The organism is Nonomuraea sp. NPDC049655 (genome assembly GCF_044465465.1).
Lineage (GTDB): Bacteria > Actinomycetota > Actinomycetes > Streptosporangiales > Streptosporangiaceae > Nonomuraea.
This window is the reverse complement of sequence record NZ_JBITLS010000018.1, coordinates 104,136-122,661: the sequence shown is the minus strand read 5'-3', so window position 1 is coordinate 122,661 and position 18,526 is coordinate 104,136. Positions and strand designations below refer to the sequence as shown.

At 72.8% G+C, this 18,526-nt stretch carries 15 protein-coding genes; 9 read left to right on the top strand and 6 right to left on the bottom strand.

The genetic code is table 11. The features are described from left to right. Positions 1 to 10: 10 nt before the first annotated feature. The 5 genes from ACIBQ6_RS44275 to ACIBQ6_RS44255 are packed head-to-tail and all read right to left on the bottom strand — an operon-like array spanning position 11 to position 6,567. Positions 11 to 2,632 carry a family 78 glycoside hydrolase catalytic domain gene (locus tag ACIBQ6_RS44275; RefSeq protein WP_397218830.1) on the bottom strand — a complete coding sequence of 874 codons (2,622 nt, stop codon included), beginning with the start codon at positions 2,630 to 2,632 and terminating at the stop codon, positions 11 to 13. Further along, positions 2,629 to 3,618 carry a serine hydrolase domain-containing protein gene (locus ACIBQ6_RS44270; RefSeq protein ID WP_358298193.1) on the bottom strand — a complete coding sequence of 330 codons (990 nt, stop codon included), beginning with the start codon at positions 3,616 to 3,618 and terminating at the stop codon, positions 2,629 to 2,631. The genes ACIBQ6_RS44275 and ACIBQ6_RS44270 overlap by 4 nt, the downstream gene beginning before the upstream one ends. Then, positions 3,615 to 4,433 (bottom strand): carbohydrate ABC transporter permease, encoded by an 819-nt coding sequence (locus tag ACIBQ6_RS44265; protein WP_352365036.1) that lies wholly within the window; start codon positions 4,431 to 4,433, stop codon positions 3,615 to 3,617. Before ACIBQ6_RS44265 ends, ACIBQ6_RS44270 begins: the two co-directional genes overlap by 4 nt. Then, positions 4,430 to 5,284 carry a sugar ABC transporter permease gene (locus ACIBQ6_RS44260; protein WP_352365034.1) on the bottom strand — a complete coding sequence of 285 codons (855 nt, stop codon included), beginning with the start codon at positions 5,282 to 5,284 and terminating at the stop codon, positions 4,430 to 4,432. The genes ACIBQ6_RS44265 and ACIBQ6_RS44260 overlap by 4 nt, the downstream gene beginning before the upstream one ends. Beyond that, the gene (locus tag ACIBQ6_RS44255) at positions 5,278 to 6,567 is read right to left on the bottom strand and encodes an ABC transporter substrate-binding protein (RefSeq protein WP_397218829.1); all 1,290 of its coding nucleotides are present in this window, start codon (positions 6,565 to 6,567) and stop codon (positions 5,278 to 5,280) included. The genes ACIBQ6_RS44260 and ACIBQ6_RS44255 overlap by 7 nt, the downstream gene beginning before the upstream one ends. A 157-nt stretch (positions 6,568 to 6,724) precedes the next feature. On the opposite strand from ACIBQ6_RS44255, the gene ACIBQ6_RS44250 reads away from it, so the two are divergent. The 3 genes from ACIBQ6_RS44250 to ACIBQ6_RS44240 all read left to right on the top strand — a co-directional run bounded on the left by ACIBQ6_RS44250 (position 6,725) and on the right by ACIBQ6_RS44240 (position 11,281). Continuing rightward, positions 6,725 to 7,735, top strand: a complete 1,011-nt coding sequence (locus ACIBQ6_RS44250; protein WP_358298187.1) for a LacI family DNA-binding transcriptional regulator — start codon at positions 6,725 to 6,727, stop codon at positions 7,733 to 7,735. Positions 7,736 to 7,805: 70 nt separating this feature from the next. Then, positions 7,806 to 9,386: a hypothetical protein gene (locus ACIBQ6_RS44245; RefSeq protein ID WP_358298186.1), complete on the top strand. Its 1,581-nt coding sequence runs from the start codon at positions 7,806 to 7,808 to the stop codon at positions 9,384 to 9,386. A 2-nt stretch (positions 9,387 to 9,388) separates the two neighbouring features. Beyond that, positions 9,389 to 11,281 carry a hypothetical protein gene (locus ACIBQ6_RS44240; RefSeq protein ID WP_397218828.1) on the top strand — a complete coding sequence of 631 codons (1,893 nt, stop codon included), beginning with the start codon at positions 9,389 to 9,391 and terminating at the stop codon, positions 11,279 to 11,281. Here the strand turns inward: ACIBQ6_RS44240 and ACIBQ6_RS44235 are convergent. Continuing rightward, the gene (locus ACIBQ6_RS44235) at positions 11,251 to 11,949 is read right to left on the bottom strand and encodes a TetR/AcrR family transcriptional regulator (protein WP_397218827.1); all 699 of its coding nucleotides are present in this window, start codon (positions 11,947 to 11,949) and stop codon (positions 11,251 to 11,253) included. The two genes, ACIBQ6_RS44240 and ACIBQ6_RS44235, sit on opposite strands and share 31 nt — an antisense overlap. Positions 11,950 to 12,015: 66 nt before the next feature. On the opposite strand from ACIBQ6_RS44235, the gene ACIBQ6_RS44230 reads away from it, so the two are divergent. From ACIBQ6_RS44230 to ACIBQ6_RS44205, 6 genes are read left to right on the top strand one after another with little or no spacing between them, the layout of a single operon-like run. After that, complete coding sequence (locus ACIBQ6_RS44230) at positions 12,016 to 12,873, top strand: alpha/beta hydrolase (RefSeq protein ID WP_397218826.1); 858 nt, start codon at positions 12,016 to 12,018, stop codon at positions 12,871 to 12,873. A gap of 10 nt (positions 12,874 to 12,883) precedes the next feature. Further along, complete coding sequence (locus ACIBQ6_RS44225; protein ID WP_397218825.1) at positions 12,884 to 14,137, top strand: ABC transporter substrate-binding protein; 1,254 nt, start codon at positions 12,884 to 12,886, stop codon at positions 14,135 to 14,137. A 2-nt stretch (positions 14,138 to 14,139) separates the two neighbouring features. After that, positions 14,140 to 15,057 (top strand): sugar ABC transporter permease, encoded by a 918-nt coding sequence (locus ACIBQ6_RS44220; protein ID WP_358298176.1) that lies wholly within the window; start codon positions 14,140 to 14,142, stop codon positions 15,055 to 15,057. Next, on the top strand, positions 15,054 to 15,854 hold the full coding sequence (locus tag ACIBQ6_RS44215; RefSeq protein WP_358298174.1) for a carbohydrate ABC transporter permease: 801 nt from the start codon (positions 15,054 to 15,056) through the stop codon (positions 15,852 to 15,854). Before ACIBQ6_RS44220 ends, ACIBQ6_RS44215 begins: the two co-directional genes overlap by 4 nt. Next, positions 15,851 to 17,173, top strand: a complete 1,323-nt coding sequence (locus ACIBQ6_RS44210) for a M28 family metallopeptidase (protein WP_397218824.1) — start codon at positions 15,851 to 15,853, stop codon at positions 17,171 to 17,173. Before ACIBQ6_RS44215 ends, ACIBQ6_RS44210 begins: the two co-directional genes overlap by 4 nt. Beyond that, positions 17,170 to 18,525: a carboxylesterase/lipase family protein gene (locus tag ACIBQ6_RS44205; protein ID WP_397218823.1), complete on the top strand. Its 1,356-nt coding sequence runs from the start codon at positions 17,170 to 17,172 to the stop codon at positions 18,523 to 18,525. Before ACIBQ6_RS44210 ends, ACIBQ6_RS44205 begins: the two co-directional genes overlap by 4 nt. The last annotated feature ends 1 nt before the right edge of the window (position 18,526 follow it).

Below are 18,526 nucleotides of genomic sequence, written 5' to 3'. Positions count from 1 at the left end.
CGGGCGCGGCTCACCGGCCCAGGTCGTCCCACTCCTGGAGCAGGTGGGACGTGGCGGCGGCGGGGGCCGTGAACGACCAGCGGCCCGGCGGCAGGTCGAGGGCGCAGCCGCCGTCGGCCAGCCTGGTGGTCGGCAGCTGCTCGTTCAGGCCCATGAGGAAGGTGCCGTTGACGGTCATCCCGTCCCAGGCGCCGCCTACGGGCAGCACCGCGCGGGCGGTCACGCCCTCCGGGACGGCGAAGGTGAACTGCACCCCGTCGGGCCCGGCCCGCCAGCCCGACTCGACGGCCCCCGACGCGCTCGCGTAGCGGGCGTGCGCCTGCCGCAGCAGCGGGACGGGGCCCGGACGCAGCAGCAGCTCGCCGAACCCGCCGCCCGTGCCGCGCGGGTCGTCGCCCAGGCCGGCCACGTGCCGGAACAGCCAGTCGCCCACGCAGCCGTAGGCGTAGTGGTTGAAGGAGTTCATGGACGGCGTCTGCAGGCCGTACCGGTGGTGCCAGGCGTCCCAGCGTTCCCACATGGTCGTCGCCCCGGCGCGGAGCTGGTAGCGCCACGACGGGTAACCCTCCTGGTTGAAGATCCGGCACGCCACGTCGTGGTGGCCGGTCTCCGACAACACGGGCAGCAGCAGGGGGGTGCCGACGAAGCCCGTCATGAGCCGGTGCCCGTCGGCGCGGACCAGGTCGGCCAGCGCCCGCGCCGCCGCGGCGCGGTCCTCCGGCCGGACGAGATCCCAGGCCAGGGCGACGGCGTAACCGGTCTGCGTCTGCGTGCGCAGCCTCGGGCCGTCGAGGAAGGCCCGGCGGAAGGCGTCCGACACGCGGGCGGCGGCCTCCTCGTACTCGGGGGCGTGCGGCTCGCCGAGCACGGCGGCCGTGTGCGCGATCAGGCGGAGGCTGCGGGCCAGCGCGGCGGTGGCGATGAGGCTCCTGGGCGTCTCCACCGTGCCCGGGGCCAGCCAGTCGCCCAGCGCCCGGCCCGGTCTGAGGCCGTCGTCGGACTGCGCCAGGCAGTAGGCGGCCCACCGCCGCATCGGGTCGTACGCGCGGCGCAACGTGCGGTCGTCGCCGTAGCGCCGCCACAGCAGCCACGGCACCTCGACCAGCGCGTCGGACCAGACGGGGGAGTCGTAGCCGTACTCGGGCAGGACCGGCGCGACGTGCGGGACGGCGCCGTCGGCCCGCTGCCCGTCGATCAGCGTCGTCACCCAGCCGGACAGGAACGCCTGCGTGTGCCGCAGGAAGCTGAGCGTCGAGCCGAACACCGAGATGTCGGCCGTCCAGCCGGTCCGCTCGTCGCGCTGGGGGCAGTCGGTCGGCACGCTCACCAGGTTGCCGTCCGCCGACGCGCCGATGTTGGCGACGAGCTGCCGCACGGCGGGATCGCTCACGGTCAGCGAGCCGGTGACGGCGAGCGCGGACGACAGCAGCACCGCCTCCAGGTCGTCCGGCCTCAGCGCGCCCGGCCAGCCGGTGACCTCCGCGTAGCGGAACCCGTGCAGGGTGAAGGCGGGCTCCACGACGTGTGATCCGGCGTCGAGGACGAACTCGTCACGCTGGTCCGCGGTGCGCAGGTTGTCGGTGTAGAGCCGCCCGGTCGCGGTCAGCTCCTCCCCGTGCCGGACGACGATCCGCACGGGCCCCGGCGCGTCCACGCGCAACCGGACGCGCCCGACGACGTTCCGCCCGAAGTCGGCCACCTGCACGCCCGGCGCGGGCTCGGTCACCGACACGGCGGGCACCGCGCCGATCACCCGGACCGGGGGAGCGGGGTCGGCCTCCACCAGGATCTCCGGCGCGGCGGTCGTCCCGGCCGGGCCGGTCCCCTCGGCGGGCGCCTGGACGGTCTCGCCCATCACCAGGTCGGCGCGCGGGCGGCCGAGGTCCCGCCGGGTCCAGGCGGCGTCCGTGGCGAACACGCGGCGGGGGCCGTCGTCGTCCCGCACGAGCACCTGGGCGCTGACCGCGGGCCGGTCACCGTAGCGGCGCGGGCCGCCGCCGGCGACGTGACCGGCGTACCAGCCGGGAGCCAGCCACAGCTCCAGCTCGTTCTCACCGGGCGCCAGCAGGTCCGTGAGCTCCAGCAGCCGGTAGCGCGTGCGGCGGCCGTAGTCGGTCCAGCCGGGGGCCAGCTCCTCCTCGCCCAGCCGCGCGCCGTTGAGCAGCGCCCGGTAGACGCCGAGCGCGGTGGCGGCCAGCCAGGCGCGTCCCGGGGCGGGACGCCAGGTGAACGTCCCGCGCAGGCTCACCCCGGCCTCGGGATCGCCCGGCAGCCAGGGCGCGTCCCATGCGCCGCGCGCCCGCAGGCCGGTGGTGAACGCGCCCGCCGCCAGCCCCTCCACCTCCCACGCGTACGACGTCAGCGGCGTCAGCAGCGCGTCCGGCACGTCCACGCCGGACGATCCGGCGGGCACGGAGGACCGCCACACCTCGCGCCCGTCCGCGGACAGCACCACGGTGGCCGCCGCGGTCGTCCGGGCGTCCCACGACAGGCGGGGCGACGGCTCGTCCACGCCCACCGGATCCGCCAGACCGCACGTCAGGCCCGCCCGCGCGCCGGGCGGAGCCGGCCGGATGTAGGGCGTCTGCGCGCCCGAGACCTGCACGTCGAGCACCCCCGAGTCCCGGTTCACGCATCGAGCCCGGTGGTGAAGGCGTTGTGCAGGCCGTCGACGTCGACGCCGGACAGGCTCGGCGCCATCACGTTGATCAGCAGCACGAAGCACGCGTCCTGCTCCGGGTACATCCACCACTGGCAGCCCGAGGCGCCGCCGTGCCCGTACAGCCGCCGTTCCAGCAGCCCGGGGGCCGAGTGACGCAGGTTCCAGGTGAGCCCCCAGTCCTGCCCGGCGTTGACCGGGTCGGGCTGCAGCTTGACCAGGCCCGTCGTCTGCGGGGTCGTCATGGCGGCCAGGGTGGTCGGATGGATCAGCGCGCGGTCGCCGCGCAGCAGCGCCCCGCCCAGCGCCAGCAGGTCCTCGGCGCGGGAGAACAGCGCGCCCGCCGGATGGCGGAGCCGGACGAACGCGTCGAAGTCGAAGCCGGGCCCGAGCAGTTCGAGGCCGTGCACCTCGGCCGCCTCGCACGCCGGGTCGAAGGTGATCCGCCCGCCGCCCGGCACCAGCGTGTTCAGGTCGGAGTCGACCAGCTCGGCCACGTCGCGGCCGGTGACGTCGCGGACCATCTCCGCGATCCCGGCGAAGGCCAGGTTGGAGTAGTGGCTGAGGGTGCCCGCCTCGAACAGCGACGGCGCGGTGAGGAGGTGTTCCACCAGGTCGTCGGGCGTCAGCGTCTGCTCGGCGATGCCGCTGGTGTGGGTCAGCAGGTGCCAGAGCGTCACGTCGGGCCGGGCGAAGTGCGGCAGCACGTCCCGCAGCGGGCGGCGCAGCGACAACAGCCCGCGCTCGACCTGGCGCAGGGCCAGCAGGCCCATCAGCGGCTTGGTCACCGAGAACAGCGCGAAGTGGTCGTCGGTCCTGGTCCCGCGGCCGTCGTGGGCGCCGAACGCCTCCAGCACCTGGATCCCGTCGGAGGTCGCCGCGCCGAACACCGCGCACGGCAGCCGCCCCTCCTTGATCTCGCGCCTGACCCAGTCGAGCGCGATGTCGTGCGTGGTCATCCCTTCAGTGCACCTTCCGTGAGGCCGGCCAGGACGCGCTTCTGCGCGACGGCGTACACCGCCACCAGGGGCAGCGTGGTGAGCAGGACGTGGGCGAAGACGAGGTTCCAGTTCAGGCTCTGCAGGGTGCCGGAGGCGAACTGGAACAGGCTCAGCGGCAGCGTGGCGTTCGCGCTGCCCTGGAGCAGGAAGAGGGCGAAGAAGAAGTCGTTCCAGACGTTGATGATCAGGATCACGCCGCCGACGAACAGCACGGGCCGCAGCAGGGGCAGCAGGATGCGCACGAACACCTGCGGACGCGAGGCGCCGTCGATGGCCGCGGCCTGCTCCAGGTCCGGCGGGAACGCCCGGACGAACCCGGTGGCCAGGAAGATCACGACGCCCAGGCGGCAGCCGGTCATCGTCAGCACGTAGCCGAGCGAGCCGCCGTCCAGCGACAGGGCGCGCAGCAGGTAGACGGTCGGGATGATGGACGGCGGCAGCAGGATCGACAACCCCATCACGAAGTAGGCCGCCTGCAGCCACCGCGACCGGCTGCGCCCGAACGCCCACGCCGCCGCCGCGCCGAGCAGCACCACCGCGATCACGATCGGGACGGTCACCTTGAGGCTGTTGAGCAGCCCGGTCAGGTAGCCGCCCCGGTCGAGCACGATGCCGTAGTTCTCGGCGATCGCCCACGTCCTGGGCAGGCCGAGGCCCAGCTCGGCGGCCTCGCCTGCGGGCTTGAAGGAGTTGACGACCACCAGCCAGACGGGCACGAGCACCCACGGGACCGCGAAGATCGTCAGCGCCGCGTACTTGAGCGCCGCTCTCATCCCGTCACCTCCCTGCGCCGCAGCCACCACACCAGGGGCACGGCCGTCGCGATCACCAGCAGCGTCACGGTGAAGCCCAGCGCGCTGGCCGAGCCGAAGAAGCCCTGGCCCCATTGCTGGCGCATCACCACGTTCAGGGCCCGCGTGTGGTCGCCGGGGCCGCCGCCGGTGGTGGCGGCGATCACGTCGTACGCGCTGAGCGCGCCCACCAGCGTGACGGCCACGTTGAAGGTCAGCGCGGGGGCGAGCATCGGGAACACCACCCGCCGCAGCCGGGTCCACGGGCCGGCGCCGTCCACGGTCGCCGACTCCAGCAGCGACTTGGGGATGGAGTTGAGGCCCGCGATGTAGACCAGGGTGATCAGCCCGCTCCACTTCCACGCGTCGATGAAGGCGACCACCACCAGCGCGGTGGACGGTTCGCCCAGCCACGCCCACTCGATGCCGAGGAAGGAGTTGATCGCCCCGTCGGGGGCCAGCAGCCCGCGCCAGATGTACCCGGCGGCCAGCGGCGAGATGAGCGTCGGCAGGAAGAACGCCGAGCGGAAGACGGTGTTGATCCCGCTGGTCCGCTGGAGGGCCAGGGCCAGCGTGAGGCTGACCGTGTTCTGGATCGCCATGCACAGGATCGCGTACAGCACGGTCACGGTGACCGCGTTGGCCAGCAGGTCCTGGTCGATCAGCGTGCGGACGTTCTCCAGCCCGTTCCAGGTGATCTCGGCCCGGAAGCTCGTCCAGGAGGAGAACGCGAACCGCACGTTGAGCAGGAACGGGGCGACGAAGAAGACCGTGACCAGCACGATCGCGGGCAGCGCCCACGGCAGCCAGGCCGCCCTGTTCCGCATCACCATCCGGGCAGCCCTGCCGCCTTGGCCGCCTGCTCGACCTGGCCCTGGAGCTGGGTCGCCGCCTTCTGCGGGTCCTTCTGGCCGGCGATCAGCTCGGACATGAGCTGGGCCAGCCCGCCCATGCCGGGGATGTCGGAGTTGAAGGCGATGACGGCGCCGGTGTCGTACGCCTTCTTGACGTCCTGCAGCACGGAGGAGACGCCCTGCGGATCGGGCACGCCCTTGAGCACCGGGAAGGTCTTGGCCGCGGCGACGTACTCGGCGTAGGCCGGGCCGGTCATGAAGCGCACGAAGTCGAGCGCGGCCTTCTCGCGCGCCGGGTCACCGGTCTTGGGCAGGTAGAACGTGCCGATCGGGCCGGGCGCGTAGGTCACCAGCGGCTTGTCGCTGGACAGGCCGACGAAGCCGACGGACTCGTCCACGGCCTTCTGGTCGCCGCCGGCGGCCGCGAGCAGGGCCGGGAGCATGTCGGAGTGCTGGGCGACCATGGCGGCCTCGCCGGTCACCAGGGCCTTCATCGAGTCCTCGAACTTGGCGGTGACGATGTCCTTGTTGAAGCAGCCGTCGGCCTTGAGCTTGGCGTAGGCGGTCAGCCCGGCGACGAAGGGCGAGCCGGGGTCGGCCAGCGTGCTGCTGTGGCCGGCGATGGCCTTGCCGTAGGCGTTGGCCTGGTTGGCGCCGGCCAGGTAGAGGATGGGCAGGATCTGCACGGGCCAGATCGAGCCGCCCGACTCGAAGACCGGCGTGACGCCGGCGGCCTTGAGCTTGGGACAGGCGGCGGCCAGCTCGGTGAAGTTCGCCGGCGGGGTCAGCCCGGCCTTGGTGAAGACCTTCTTGTTGTAGTAGAGGCCGAAGACCTGGGGGAAGCCGGTGATGGCGGCGTAGACCTTGCCGCCCACGGCCCCGGCGGCCTGGTAGAGGTCGCCGGACCTGGCGATGTACGCCTCGCCGGTCAGGTCGCGCAGGTTCTCGGCCGGGTTGAGGGCGAGCAGGCCGCTCACCGTCGCGTGGTACTCCAGGACGTCCGGGCGCTCGCCGGTGGCCCACTTGGTCTGGGTGGTGTCCTCGAAACCGTCGGACGGGATGGACACGAGCTCGATCTTGTGGCCGGACTGCTTCTCGAACTTCTTGTACATCTCCAGCAGCGGCGCCGGGTCCGCGCTGTTGTGCCAGAGGGTCAGCTTCACCTGACCGGTCCCCTCGGGGGCGGAGGATCCGCAGCCGGAGAGGGACAGGGCGAGGACGGCGCCTATCGCCGCGCCGAGCGGACGAGTTGGTGCTCTCACGCTCGTGCTCCTGTTCATGAGGGGGAGAATGTGTAGAACGTTCTACGGCAAGATCGAAACCTCCGTCAAGGGGTGGACCTGAGGAGTGGTGGCGGGCTAGCCTCTGCTTCCAGCAAAGTGTGTAGTTCGTTCTACGAGAACCTAAAAAGGATGGCGTGTGACGAGCGGACGGGTGACGATCGCCGATGTGGCCAGGCGGGCCGGGGTCTCCACGGCCGCCGTGTCGAAGGTGGTGCGCGGCGCGTACGGCGTGAGCGCGGAGATGCAGGCCAAGGTGCGGCAGGCCATCGACGAGCTGGGCTACCGCCCGCACGCCGCCGCCCGCGCCCTGCGTGGACGCACCTACACCCTCGGCGTCATGCTCTCCGACACCCGCAACCCGTTCTTCCCCGACATCATCGAGGGCATCACCGGCCGGCTGGGCGACACCGAGTACCAGGTGCTGCTCGGGCCCGGCGGCATCGAGCCCAAGACGCAGGCCAGGATGACCGACGCCATGATCGACCGGAGCATGGACGGGCTCATCCTGATCTCGCCGGTCATGACGGACGCCGAACTCGCCGCCATCGCGGCGGCCGTCCCGGTCGTCGTGGTGGGCAGGCACGGCGGCGCCGCGGACCACGACGCGGTCGTCGACGACGACGTGATGGGGGCCCGGCTCGTGGTCGACCACCTGGTCGGGCTCGGGCACACCCGCATCGCGCACATCACCCACCTGGAGCGGGCCCGCGCCCAGGGACTGCCGCACATGGTGCGCGCCGAAGGCTACCGCCAGGCGATGCGCGCCCACGGGCTCGCCGACGACGTGCTGGCCACCTCCTTCACCGAGGAGGGCGGCTACGAGGGCGCGCGGGAACTGCTCGCCCGCGACGACCGGCCCACCGCGATCTTCGCCGGGGCCGACATCGCGGCGCTCGGCGTCCTGCGCGCCGCCGACGAGGCCGGCCTGTCGGTGCCGGAGGACCTCTCCGTCGCCGGTTACGACAACATCGGCATCGCCTCGCTCAAGCGCATCTCGCTCACCAGCGTCGACCAGGACGGACGGGTGATCGGGGCGACCGCCGCGCGCCTGCTCGTCGAGCGCATCGAAGGACGCACCCGGTCGGTGGCGTCGTCGGTGTCGCCCACGCTGATCGTCCGCGGGACCACCGGACCGCCCCGCCGCTGAGAACTCGGCCGCGCCTCGGGGGACTGTCGCGGGCCATGTATTAAAACGATTCGATGGAAGGACCCCCCACGTGAGACGACTCGCTCTCCTCGCCCTTCTCCTCCCGCTGGTCGCGCCCGCGCAACCGGCCCTGGCCCAGGCGTCCGCCACGGTCTGCCCGGTCAGGGTGGACCCGGCCGCGTTCGCCTCCGAGGCCCGCCTGAGCGCCCTGGCCACCCGGCAGGGAACGTTCGGGCCCAGGCCGACCGGCTCGGCCGCGCACGCCGGCTACGTCGACTGGCTGGAGGAGGAGATGGCGGCCATCCCCGGCCTCCAGCTCTCCTCCCTGCCCTACGCCATCGACCGCTGGGACAACCTCGGCACCGGGCTGACCGTCGGCGGCACGTCCGTGCAGGTCGCGGCGCCCGTGCCGTTCTCCTCCTCCACGGGCGCGGGCGGCGTCTCGGCGCCGCTCGTGCACCTGGCAGCGGGGACGAACATCACCGCCGCCAACGCCGCCGGGAAGATCGTCGTCCGGGACCTGCCCTGGACCAGCGTGCCCAACCTGCTGTTCTATCCGCCCACGCTCGGCTACTCCATGTACGACCCGGGCATGACGATCAACCTGCTCGGCTCGGAGTCGATGGAGGCCCCGGCCGCGGCCGACGCCGACCTCAAGGCGGCCGCCGCCGCGGGCGCGCTGGGCGTGATCGAGGTCAGCCAGCTCCCGCACGCCCAGATCAAGGACATGTACGCCCCCTACGAGGGCCTGCCGTACGGCGTGCCCGGCGCGTACGTCGGCGCCGACCAGGGCAAGCAGATCAAGGACGCGCTGGCCGCCGGGCAGCCGGTCCAGGCGTCGCTGACGGTGAACGCCGCCTGGACGCCGACGACGACCCGCACCCTGCTCGCCACGCTGCCCGGCGGCAGCGCCCAGAAGATCGTCGTGGAGAGCCACACCGACGGCATGAGCCCGGTGTGGGACAACGGCCCGCTCACCATGATCGAGATGGCCCGTTACCTGTCGACGCTGCCGGTGGAGTGCCGTCCGCGGACCGTGCAGTTCGCGTTCGTGACCGGCCACCTCTACCAGCACCTGACCGGTCCCGACGTCCGCGAGGGCGGCGCCGGCCAGCTCGCCGCCCAGCTCGACGCCGAGTACGACCAGGGCAAGGTCTCCTCCGTCGTCGTGCTCGAACACCTCGGCGCCAAGCGCTACGACGCGGTCGCCAGGCCGAACGGCCTGCCGGGCAAGCAGCTCGTCGCCAGCCCCACCCTCACCGAGCTGCTGTGGGTCCCCGTCAGCGAGAGCACGCCGCTGCGCGAGCTGGTCAAGGGCCACATCGAGTACTGGGACGTGCGGCGCACCGCGATCCTCAAGGGCCTGTCGGCGGCCGACCTGGCCACCGTGCCGCACCACTGCAGCTTCGGCGGCGAGGGCACGCCGTACAACCAGCACCTGCTGCCCGTCATCGCGCCCATCGCCGCGCCCAAGACGCTGTTCTCGCCGCAGTTCGGCGCCGAGGCGATCGACCTGCCGGTGATGCGCAAGGCGTCGCTCGCCTTCACCGACGTCGTGCTCGACCTCGGCCCGATGGCCCAGTCGGCCGTCGCGGGCGACGTGACGACCATGCGCCAGCAGCGCGCCTCCGGCACGCCGGGGTGTGCGTGAGCATGGACCGAAGGGCACTCGTGCGCCGGCACAACGTCGCCGACGCCGGGTGCCCGCTCACCGTCGGCAACGGCGAGTTCGCCTTCACCGCCGACGCCACCGGGCTCCAGACGTTCGCGCCGCTCGGCACGCAGGCGCAGTGGGGCTGGCACACGATGCCCAACCCCAAGGGCCACGTGCTGGAGGACGCGCTCACCGACTACGACGGCGTCGGCTACCCCGACCTGTATCCGGCCACCGAGGCGGGCGGCTGGCTGCACGTGAACCCGCACCGCCTGCACCTCGGCCGGATCGGCCTCGACGCCGGCGAGGACGTCCCGCTCGGCCGGTCGGCGCAGATCCTCGACCTGTGGACCGGCACGCTGTCCAGCTCCTTCGAGCTGGGCGGCCGGCCGCACGAGGTGGAGACGGTCTGTCATCCCGAGCGCGACCTGCTGGCCGTACGCGTCTCCGGCGGCACGGGGATCAGGATCGCCTTCCCCTACGCCAGCGACGGCTGGCACACCACCGCCGACTGGGACAGCCCCGACCGGCACACCACCACGTGCGCGCGGCGCGGCTCGCGCTGCGACTTCACCCGCGTCCTGGACCAGGACGGCTACCACGTGGCCGCCGAGTGGACGGGAGCGGCGCGGTTCACCTCGCCCGCCCCCCACGTGTACCTGATCCAGGGCGAGGAGCTGGAGCTCGTCGTCGAGTTCGCCCGGCACCCCGTCGGCGCCGGCCTGCCGTCCTTCTCCCAGGTCCGTACGGCCGCCGCCGCCCACTGGGAGCGGTTCTGGACGCGCGGCGGCGCGGTCAGCTTCGAGGGCAGCGCCGACCCGCGGGCGCCCGAGCTCGAACGCCGGGTCGTGCTCTCGCAGTACCTCACCGCGGTCAACTGCGCGGGCACCACCCCGCCGCAGGAGACCGGGCTGGCCGTCAACTCCTGGAGCGGCAAGTTCCACCTGGAGATGCACTGGTGGCACGCCGCCCACTTCGCCCTGTGGGGCCGGCCGGAGCTGCTGGAGCGGAGCCTGCCGTGGTACCGCTCGATCCTGCCGCGGGCCAGGGCCACGGCCGCGCGGCAGGGGTTCCGCGGCGCCCGCTGGCCCAAGCAGGTGGGGCCGGAGGGCAGGGAGAGCCCGAGCGAGATCGGCGCCTTCATCGTCTGGCAGCAGCCCCACCTGATCTCCTTCGCCGAGCTGCTCCGCCGGATCCGTCCGGAGGCGCTGGAGGAGTACCGGGACCTGGTGTTCGAGACGGCCGAGTTCATGGCCTCCTTCGCGGCCGGCGGGCACCTGGGGCCGCCGCTGGTGCCGGCGCAGGAGTCCTACCACGAGTCCAGGAGGACGGTGCGCGACCCCGCGTTCGAGCTGGCCTACTGGTGGTGGGGGCTGGCGACGGCCCAGCGGTGGCGGGGCCTGCTCGGCCTCGATCCCGACCCGGAGTGGGCGCGGGTGCTGGACGGCCTGGCCCGGCCGCTGGTGCGCGACGGCGTGTACGCGGCCATCGGCGTGGAGCCGTACACGGTCAGGACCGACCATCCCTCGATGACCGGCGCGCTCGGGTTCGTGCCGCCCACCCCGCTGATCGACCCCGAGACCATGCGGGCCACCCTGCACGACGTGCTCGCCGACTGGGACTGGGACAGCGCCTGGGGCTGGGACTTCCCGATGCTCGCCATGTGCGCGGCCCGGCTCGGCGAGCCCGGCACCGCCGTGGACGCGTTGCTGATGGACGCCCCGAAGAACACGTACCTGCCCAGCGGCCACAACCACCAGTGGCCCGGCCTGCTGCCCCTCTACCTGCCGGGCAACGGCGGCCTGCTGGCCGCCGTCGCCCACATGGCGGCGTCGGGCTGTTTCCCCGAGGGCTGGCGGGTTCAGGCGGAAGGGGTGGTCCCGATGCCGTGATCAGGGCCGTGATCGGGGCCGGCGAGCAGGGCGACCGTGTAGTGGTAGAGGTCGCCCGCCGACGACGTCAGCCTGGCGGCGCGGCCCGCGCGCACCTCCGAGGCGATGAACTCGGTGGTGCCGTAGACGATCAGCCGGGGGATCGCGGCGCGCAGCGGCGGCAGCGAGGGGTCCTCCAGCCTGGCCCGCGCGGCCAGCGCCGCCAGCATGTCCAGAAAGGGCCGGTAGGCGGTGTCACGCTGCTCGACGGCCCGCTCGCCCGCCCTCGGCAACTCCACGAAGTACGCCTGCGCGTACTCCGGGCGCTCCTGCCACCACCGCAGGTAGGCGGCCAGGCCCAGCCGCAGCGCCGTGCGCCAGTGGTCGCCCGCCTCCGACGCGGCCGCCCGGATCGAGTCGATCATCTCGGGCAGGTCGCGCTCGCAGCCGGCGAGGAAGCACGCCTCCTTGTCGGCGAACTGGGCGTAGAAGGCGTTGCGCGAGACCCGCGCGGCGGCGATCACGTCGGGCACGCTCGTGGCGGCGTAGCCGCGCCTGGCGACCAGCCGCAGCATGGCCTCCACCAGCCGGTCGCGCTGCGACTCGCGCACCGTGTCGGGGGAGAGCCCGTGCCGGCCCCGGGGAAGCGGCCGAACCGCCGGAACTTCCTTCTGTTCATCTCTTGACATCGCTCACCGATCGTACTTCCCTCTCTTAGGAGACGTTCACGTCTCCAAATATCCCACGAGGTGACCATGGAGAACATCACTCGTCGGCAGGCGTTGCGGGCAGGGGCGCTCGGCCTCATGTCGGCCGGATTCCTGTCGTGGACCACCGCGGCCGACGCCGCCTCCACCATCGAGACCATCTACAAGGCGACGGGTCCGTGGCCGGTCGCCACCGGCACCTCGGGCGGCCACCGGCTCTACTACCCCTCGAACCTCGGCGCGGGCGGCGTCACCCACCCGATCGTCACGTGGGGCAACGGCTCGTGGGCCACCCCCGACAACTATCCGGGGCTGCTCAACCACCTGGCCTCCTGGGGCTTCGCGGTGGTCGCCTCCACCGACACCACCACGGGCACCGGCGCCGAGATCCTCGCCGCCGCCCAGCACCTCGTGGGCCTGGACGCCGACCCCGCCAGCGTCTTCCACGGCAAGCTGAACACCGCCCAGGTCGGCGCCGTCGGCCACTCCCAGGGCGCGGGCGGGGTCGTCAACGCGGCCAACCACTCCGCCGGGCTGATCAAGACCGTCGTGCCGATCGCCGTGCCCGCGCAGTGGATGGCCAGCCCCGGGGACGAGTTCTCGGTGGCCGCCCTGACCTGCCCGGTGCTCTTCCTCAGCGGCGCTGACGACTGGCTGATCTCCTCGGCCGCGACCGTGCAGGGCTACTACGACCAGGCCACCGCCGGAGCGGGCCGGGCGCTGCTCAAGGGCGCGGGACACAACGACATCCAGAACACCGGCGGGGCCTTCCTCGGCTACGTGACCGCCTGGCTGAGGTACCGGCTCCAGGCCGACGCCCAGGCCCGCGGGGCGTTCGCCGGCGGCGCCCCCGAGCTCCTCACCAACACCGCCTGGCAGAACCAGGCGCTCAAGAACCTCACCTAGGAGAACCACCATGGCGGATCTGACGCGGCGTGGGCTCCTCGCCGCCGGCGCGCTCACCCTGCTCGCCGGATGCGGCAAGGACCAGCCCCGGCAGCAGGCCGCGGCCGCCGGGCCGCACGGCGAGGTCACCGTCTGGCTGCACGGCTCGCAGGACACCGGACAGCAGTTCCAGGAGCTCGTGCACCGCTACATCGCCGAGTTCAAGGTGGACGTCAAGCTGCTCTACCTGCCCGTGGGCCAGCTCGACGCCAAACTGCTGACCGCCTTCAGCGGCGGCGCCCCGCCCGACGTCTTCAAGATCGGCCACTGGAGCTTCCCCGCCCACGCCAAGAAGCAGCGGCTCGCCCCCGTCGACACCAAGGCCCTGCCCTTGGCGAACTACGAGCCGGGCACGACCGCCCCGCTCACCTACCAGGACGTGCCCTACGGCGTGCCCATCGACTTCAACCCCTGCCTGCTCTACTACCGCAAGGACCGGTTCGAGCAGGCCGGGCTCGACCCCGACAAGCCTCCGGCGACCTGGGAGGAGGTCGCCGAGTACAGCGCCAGGCTGACCTCGGCCGACCGGGCGCGGGTCGGCCTGCAGTGGCTCTACGGCGATCCGCAGTGGGCCCTCATGACGCTGACCGCCCTCGTCCGCGGCAAGGGCGGCGAGCTCGTCGCGGCGGGCGGCGGCAAGGCGTCGCTGGCCACCGAGCAGGGCATCGCCGCCCTGACGTACATGTCGGGCATCGGCAACCCCAAGCTCTCCAACCCGCTGGGCGCGCTCGGCCTGTTCTACTCCGGCCAGGCGGCCATGGTCGTCAGCGGCGCCTTCCTCGGCCCCGCGCTGGAGAAGCTGGGCAAGGACAAGCTCACCTTCGGCAAGCAGTACGGCGTCGCCCCCATGCCCACCTGGGACGGCGGGCCGTCCGTCGTCCCCGCATACACGTGGGGCTGGGGCGTGGCCAAGGACTCGCCCAACCAGTTCACCGCCTGGCACCTGGTCAACTACCTCCAGGGCGCCCCGTCGGTGGCCGCCAACCTCGACAACGGCATCATCATCCCGACCAAGGGCTGGCGCGAGGCCGGGCCGCGCGGCAAGTCCGAGATCATGGAGATCGTCGCGGACAGCCTGCCGCACGTCGACTTCGGCCCGATCATCCCCGGCGCGCTCGAACTGGCCAAGGCCGCGTCCGGCGCCGTGGACTCCGTCGCCCACGGCAAGGCCACCCCGGCCCAGGCCGCGGCGACCTTCGACGCCACCGTGCGACCGGTCCTGTGAGCGTGCTCGGCGGAGTCGGAGCCCGTCCGCACGGTCCGGTGAGCGTGCTCGGCAGGGTCAGGGCCCGGCCCCAGGCCACGGCGGGCGTGGCGCTGACCCTGCCGGTGGCCGTCTTCTTCGTGGTGTTCTGGCTGGTCCCGTTCCTGTCCGCGATCTATCTCAGCTTCACCGACTACGAGATGGCCGGGACGCCCAACTGGATCGGCCTGGCCAACTACGAGCGCATGTTCGCCGACCCCGGCTTCCTCAACTCGGCGTGGATCACCGTCGTCTACACGGTGTGCACGGTCGTCCCGACGATCGTGCTGGCCCTGCTGGTGGCCGTGCCGCTGAGCAGGCCGGGACGGCTCAACCGCTGGCTCAGGGCGCTCGTCATGATCCCGGCCGTGATGCCGCTCGCCGCCACGTCCATGGTCTGGGTGATCATCTACTCCGACCGCGGCCTGGCCAACACCCTCCTCGGCCTGGCCGGGATCCCGCCGCAGTCCTGGCTGACCAGCTCCGGCCTGGCCATCTGGGCCCTGGTCGTGATGGTCGTCTGGAAGAGCATGGGGCTGTTCGTGATCATCCTGACCGCCGGGCTGCAGGCGCTGCCCGGCGAGGTGTACGAGGCCGCCGCCATCGACGGCTCGGGGCCGGTCACCACGTTCACCCGCATCACGCTCCCGCTGCTGCGCAGGACGCTGCTGTTCGTCCTGGTCATCTCGGTCGCCGGATCGATGCAGGCGTTCGTGCCCGCCTTCCTGCTCACCGGCGGCGGGCCCGCCGACGCCACCCAGGTGCTGCCGTACTACATCTGGGCCAACGCCTTCCCCTACGAGCACATGGGCTACGCCGCCGCCATGGGCATGGTGCTGCTCGTCGCCATGGTGATCGTCTCGGCGCTGCAGTTCGCGTTCCTGAAGGGCGGCGACGAATGAGGGTGCTGCGCGCCGTCTGGCTGATCGTCGCGGTCGGGTTCATGCTGCTGCCGGTCTACGCCATGGTCGTCGTCGCCTCGGCGCCGGACGACACCGACCTGCGCGGGCTGGTCTTCAACGGCTTCCACCTGCCCGAGAACATCGGCGTGCTGTTCGGCGCGGGCAACCTGCCCACGTACCTGCGCAACAGCCTGATCCTGTGCGTCGGCACCGGCGTCCTGGACGTGATCTTCTCGGCCGCCGCCGGGCACGCGATGGCCCACCTGTCCTTCCCCGGCCGCCGCGTCCTGTTCGCGCTGGTGGTCGGCACGCTCGCGCTCACCCCGATGGTCATGGTCATCCCGGTCTTCCTCATCGTGAAGGAGCTCGGCTGGGTCAACACGTTCCAGGGCATGATGGTGCCGGGCATGATCAGCGCGTTCGGCGTCTTCCTGGTGCGCCAGTTCGCCCTCGGCATCCCGAAGGAGCTGCTGCTGGCCGCGCGGGTCGACGGCGCGGGGGAGTTCCGCATCTTCGCGCGCATCGCCGTGCCGCTGCTGCGGCCCGCGCTCATCACCCTGTTCCTCGTGCACTTCCTGGCGCAGTGGGACAACCTGCTGTGGCCGCTGATCGTGGCCAACGAGCAGGAGCTGTGGCCGCTGCCGGTGGGGCTGGCCAACTTCCAGAGCGAGGTCGGCGTCACCTACCACCTGACCACCACCGCGGCGCTGGTCACCGCCGTGCCGCCGTTCATTCTCATGGTCGCGCTGCAGCGCTACTACGTGGCGGGGCTCACCTTCGGAGGCGTGAAACGATGATCCCGGACCTGATCCCCGGCGCCGCCCGGATGATGGAGTGGATCGAGACCGTCACCGCGCGCGGCGTCCGGCGGCCCGGGTACCCGGCCGACGACTGGACCGCCGCGTGGGCCGCCGAGCGCCTCGCCGGGTTCGGGCTGCGCGACGTACGGCTCGCGCCGGTCGAGCTGCCCGTCTGGCGGCCGGTGACGGCGTCCCTGGTGGTGCGTCTGGACGCCGACCCGTCGAAGGTCGTGCGGGTGGCGGCGTCCGCGCTGCCGTACACCACGCCGAAGGCGACCGTGACCGCGCCGGTCAGCCGCGAGGTCGTGCCGGGCGCGATCGTCGTGCCCGAGTACGCCTTCACCGAGCTGCCGCAGTCCTACGTCAGGGATCTGGCGACGGCCGTGCACGACCCCGAGGGCGTCTTCGACGACCTGGTCCAGATGCTGCCGTTCCAGCTCGACTACCTCGACGTGCTCCAGGGCGTGATCGACGGCGGCGCCGCCGCGTTCGCGGGCGCGCTGACCGGGGTGCCGTGGGAGACCCGCGACTACTACGTGCCCTACGACGCCGTGCGTCGCGACCTGCCGGCCGTCTGGTTGTCGGGCGGCGACTCGCGGCGGGTGCTCGACCTGGTCGACGCGGGCCCCTGCACGGGCACGCTCACCGTCGAGTCGGAGACCGGCCCGGCCGTCTCGCACAACGTGATCGGCACGCTTCCCGGCCGCTCCGACCAGTGGGTGATCATCGGCTCGCACCACGACGCGCCCTGGGCCTCGGCCGTCGAGGACGCCTCGGGGATCGCGCTGGTGCTGGCCGCCGCCCGGTACTGGGCGGCCGTGCCCGAGCGGGACCGGCCGCACAACCTGCTCTTCCTGCTGACCGCGGGGCACATGGCGCACGCAGCCGGCACCCGGGCCTTCATCGAAGAGCACCGCGGCCTGCTCGGCGACGTCGTGCTCCAGCTCCACCTGGAGCACGCCGCCCGCCGGTGCGTGGCCGTGGACGGCGAGCTGGTCCCCACCGGCGACCCCGAACCCGGCTGGTGGTTCACCACCCGCAAGCCGGAGCTGGAGAGCCTGGTGGCGGCGGCCCTCGTCGCGGAGGACCTGAGACGCTCGTTCGTGCTGCCGCCGGACGCCTTCTCCCCGATGCCGCCCACCGACGGGGCCTTCTTCCACCCCGAAGGGGTGCCGCTGGTGCACTTCCTGTCGGCCCCCATGTACCTGTTCGACTCGGCCGACACCCTCGACAAGGTGTACGAGGACGGCCTCGAACCGCTCACCCGGGCGGCCGTCAGAATCGTCGAAGGGACGGCCGGATGGCGTCGCGCATGATCGTCCGTACCACGTCCGGGCTGGTCGAGGGCAGGGCCGAGGAGGGCGGGCCGGCCTTCCTCGGCGTGCCGTACGCCGCCCCGCCCTTCGGCGAGCACCGCTTCGGCGCGCCCGTCCCGCCGCCTCCGTGGGACGGCGTGCGGCCCGCCGTCACGCGCGGCCCCGCCGCCCCGCAGGCGGCCGGCGCGGACATCGGCCTGTACGCGCCCGACGTCTTCGAGACCGGCGAGGACTGCCTCAACCTCGACGTGCGCATCCCCGGCGGCGGCGAGACGGGGCTGCCCGTCCTGGTCTGGATCCACGGCGGCGCGTTCTCCATCGGCGGCAACGGGGCGGCCTGGCACCAGGGCCACCGCTTCGCCCGCGACGGCGTGGTCTGCGTGGCCGTCAACTACCGGCTCGGCTTCGAGGGCTTCCTGGCCCTGGACGACGCCCCGCTCAACCGGGGCGTGCTCGACTGGCTGGCCGCGCTGGAGTGGGTGCGCGACAACATCGCGGCCTTCGGCGGCGACCCCGGCAACGTGACGGTCGCCGGGCAGTCGGCGGGCGCCGCGGCCGTCGCGACCCTGCTCACCATGCCGCGCGCCGAAGGGCTGTTCCGGCGCGCGATCGTGATGAGCGGCTCGGCCACCCTGGTCGCCGGCGAGCAGGAGGCCCGCGACCACGCCAGGGCGCTCGCCGCCCGTCTCGGGATCGCCCCGACCAGGTCGTCCTTCGCCGCGCTGCCGCCCGAGGCGCTCGTCGCGGCACAGCCGCCGCCGCTGACCGGCGGCTCCGGTGGGCTGAACGACTCGGTTCCGGTCAAGCCGGTCGTCGACGGCGACCTGATCCCGGCCGTCCCGCTGGACGCCCTGCGCGCGGGCGCGGGCGGGCGCCTTCCGCTGCTGGTCGGCTGCACGTCCCAGGAGGCCGACGTGTTCGTCCGGGGCATGGCCGCCGGGCTCGACGAGGCCGCCGCGCGGGCGGCGCTCGACCACCTCGGCGTCCAGGTGGACGAACCCGGCCTCACCCCGGCCGAGCGGGTCGGACGCGCCGTCACCCGGCACCTGTTCACCCGCGAGACGTGCTGGATCCGCGAGGCCAGGCCCGCCTACGGCTACGAGTTCCGCTGGGAGTCGCCGGTCGAGAGCCCGGCCGGCGGCGGACGCGTGGGCGCGGTGCACAACCTCGACCTGCCCTTCGTCTTCGACGTGCTGGACGCGCCCGGCGTCGCCCGCACGGCGGGACCGGGCGCGCCGCAGGCGCTGGCCGACGCGATGCACGCCGCCTGGGTGCGCTTCGCCCGCACCGGCGACCCCGGCTGGCCGCTCGGCCACACCATGATCTTCGACGATCCCGCACCGCCGGCGTGAG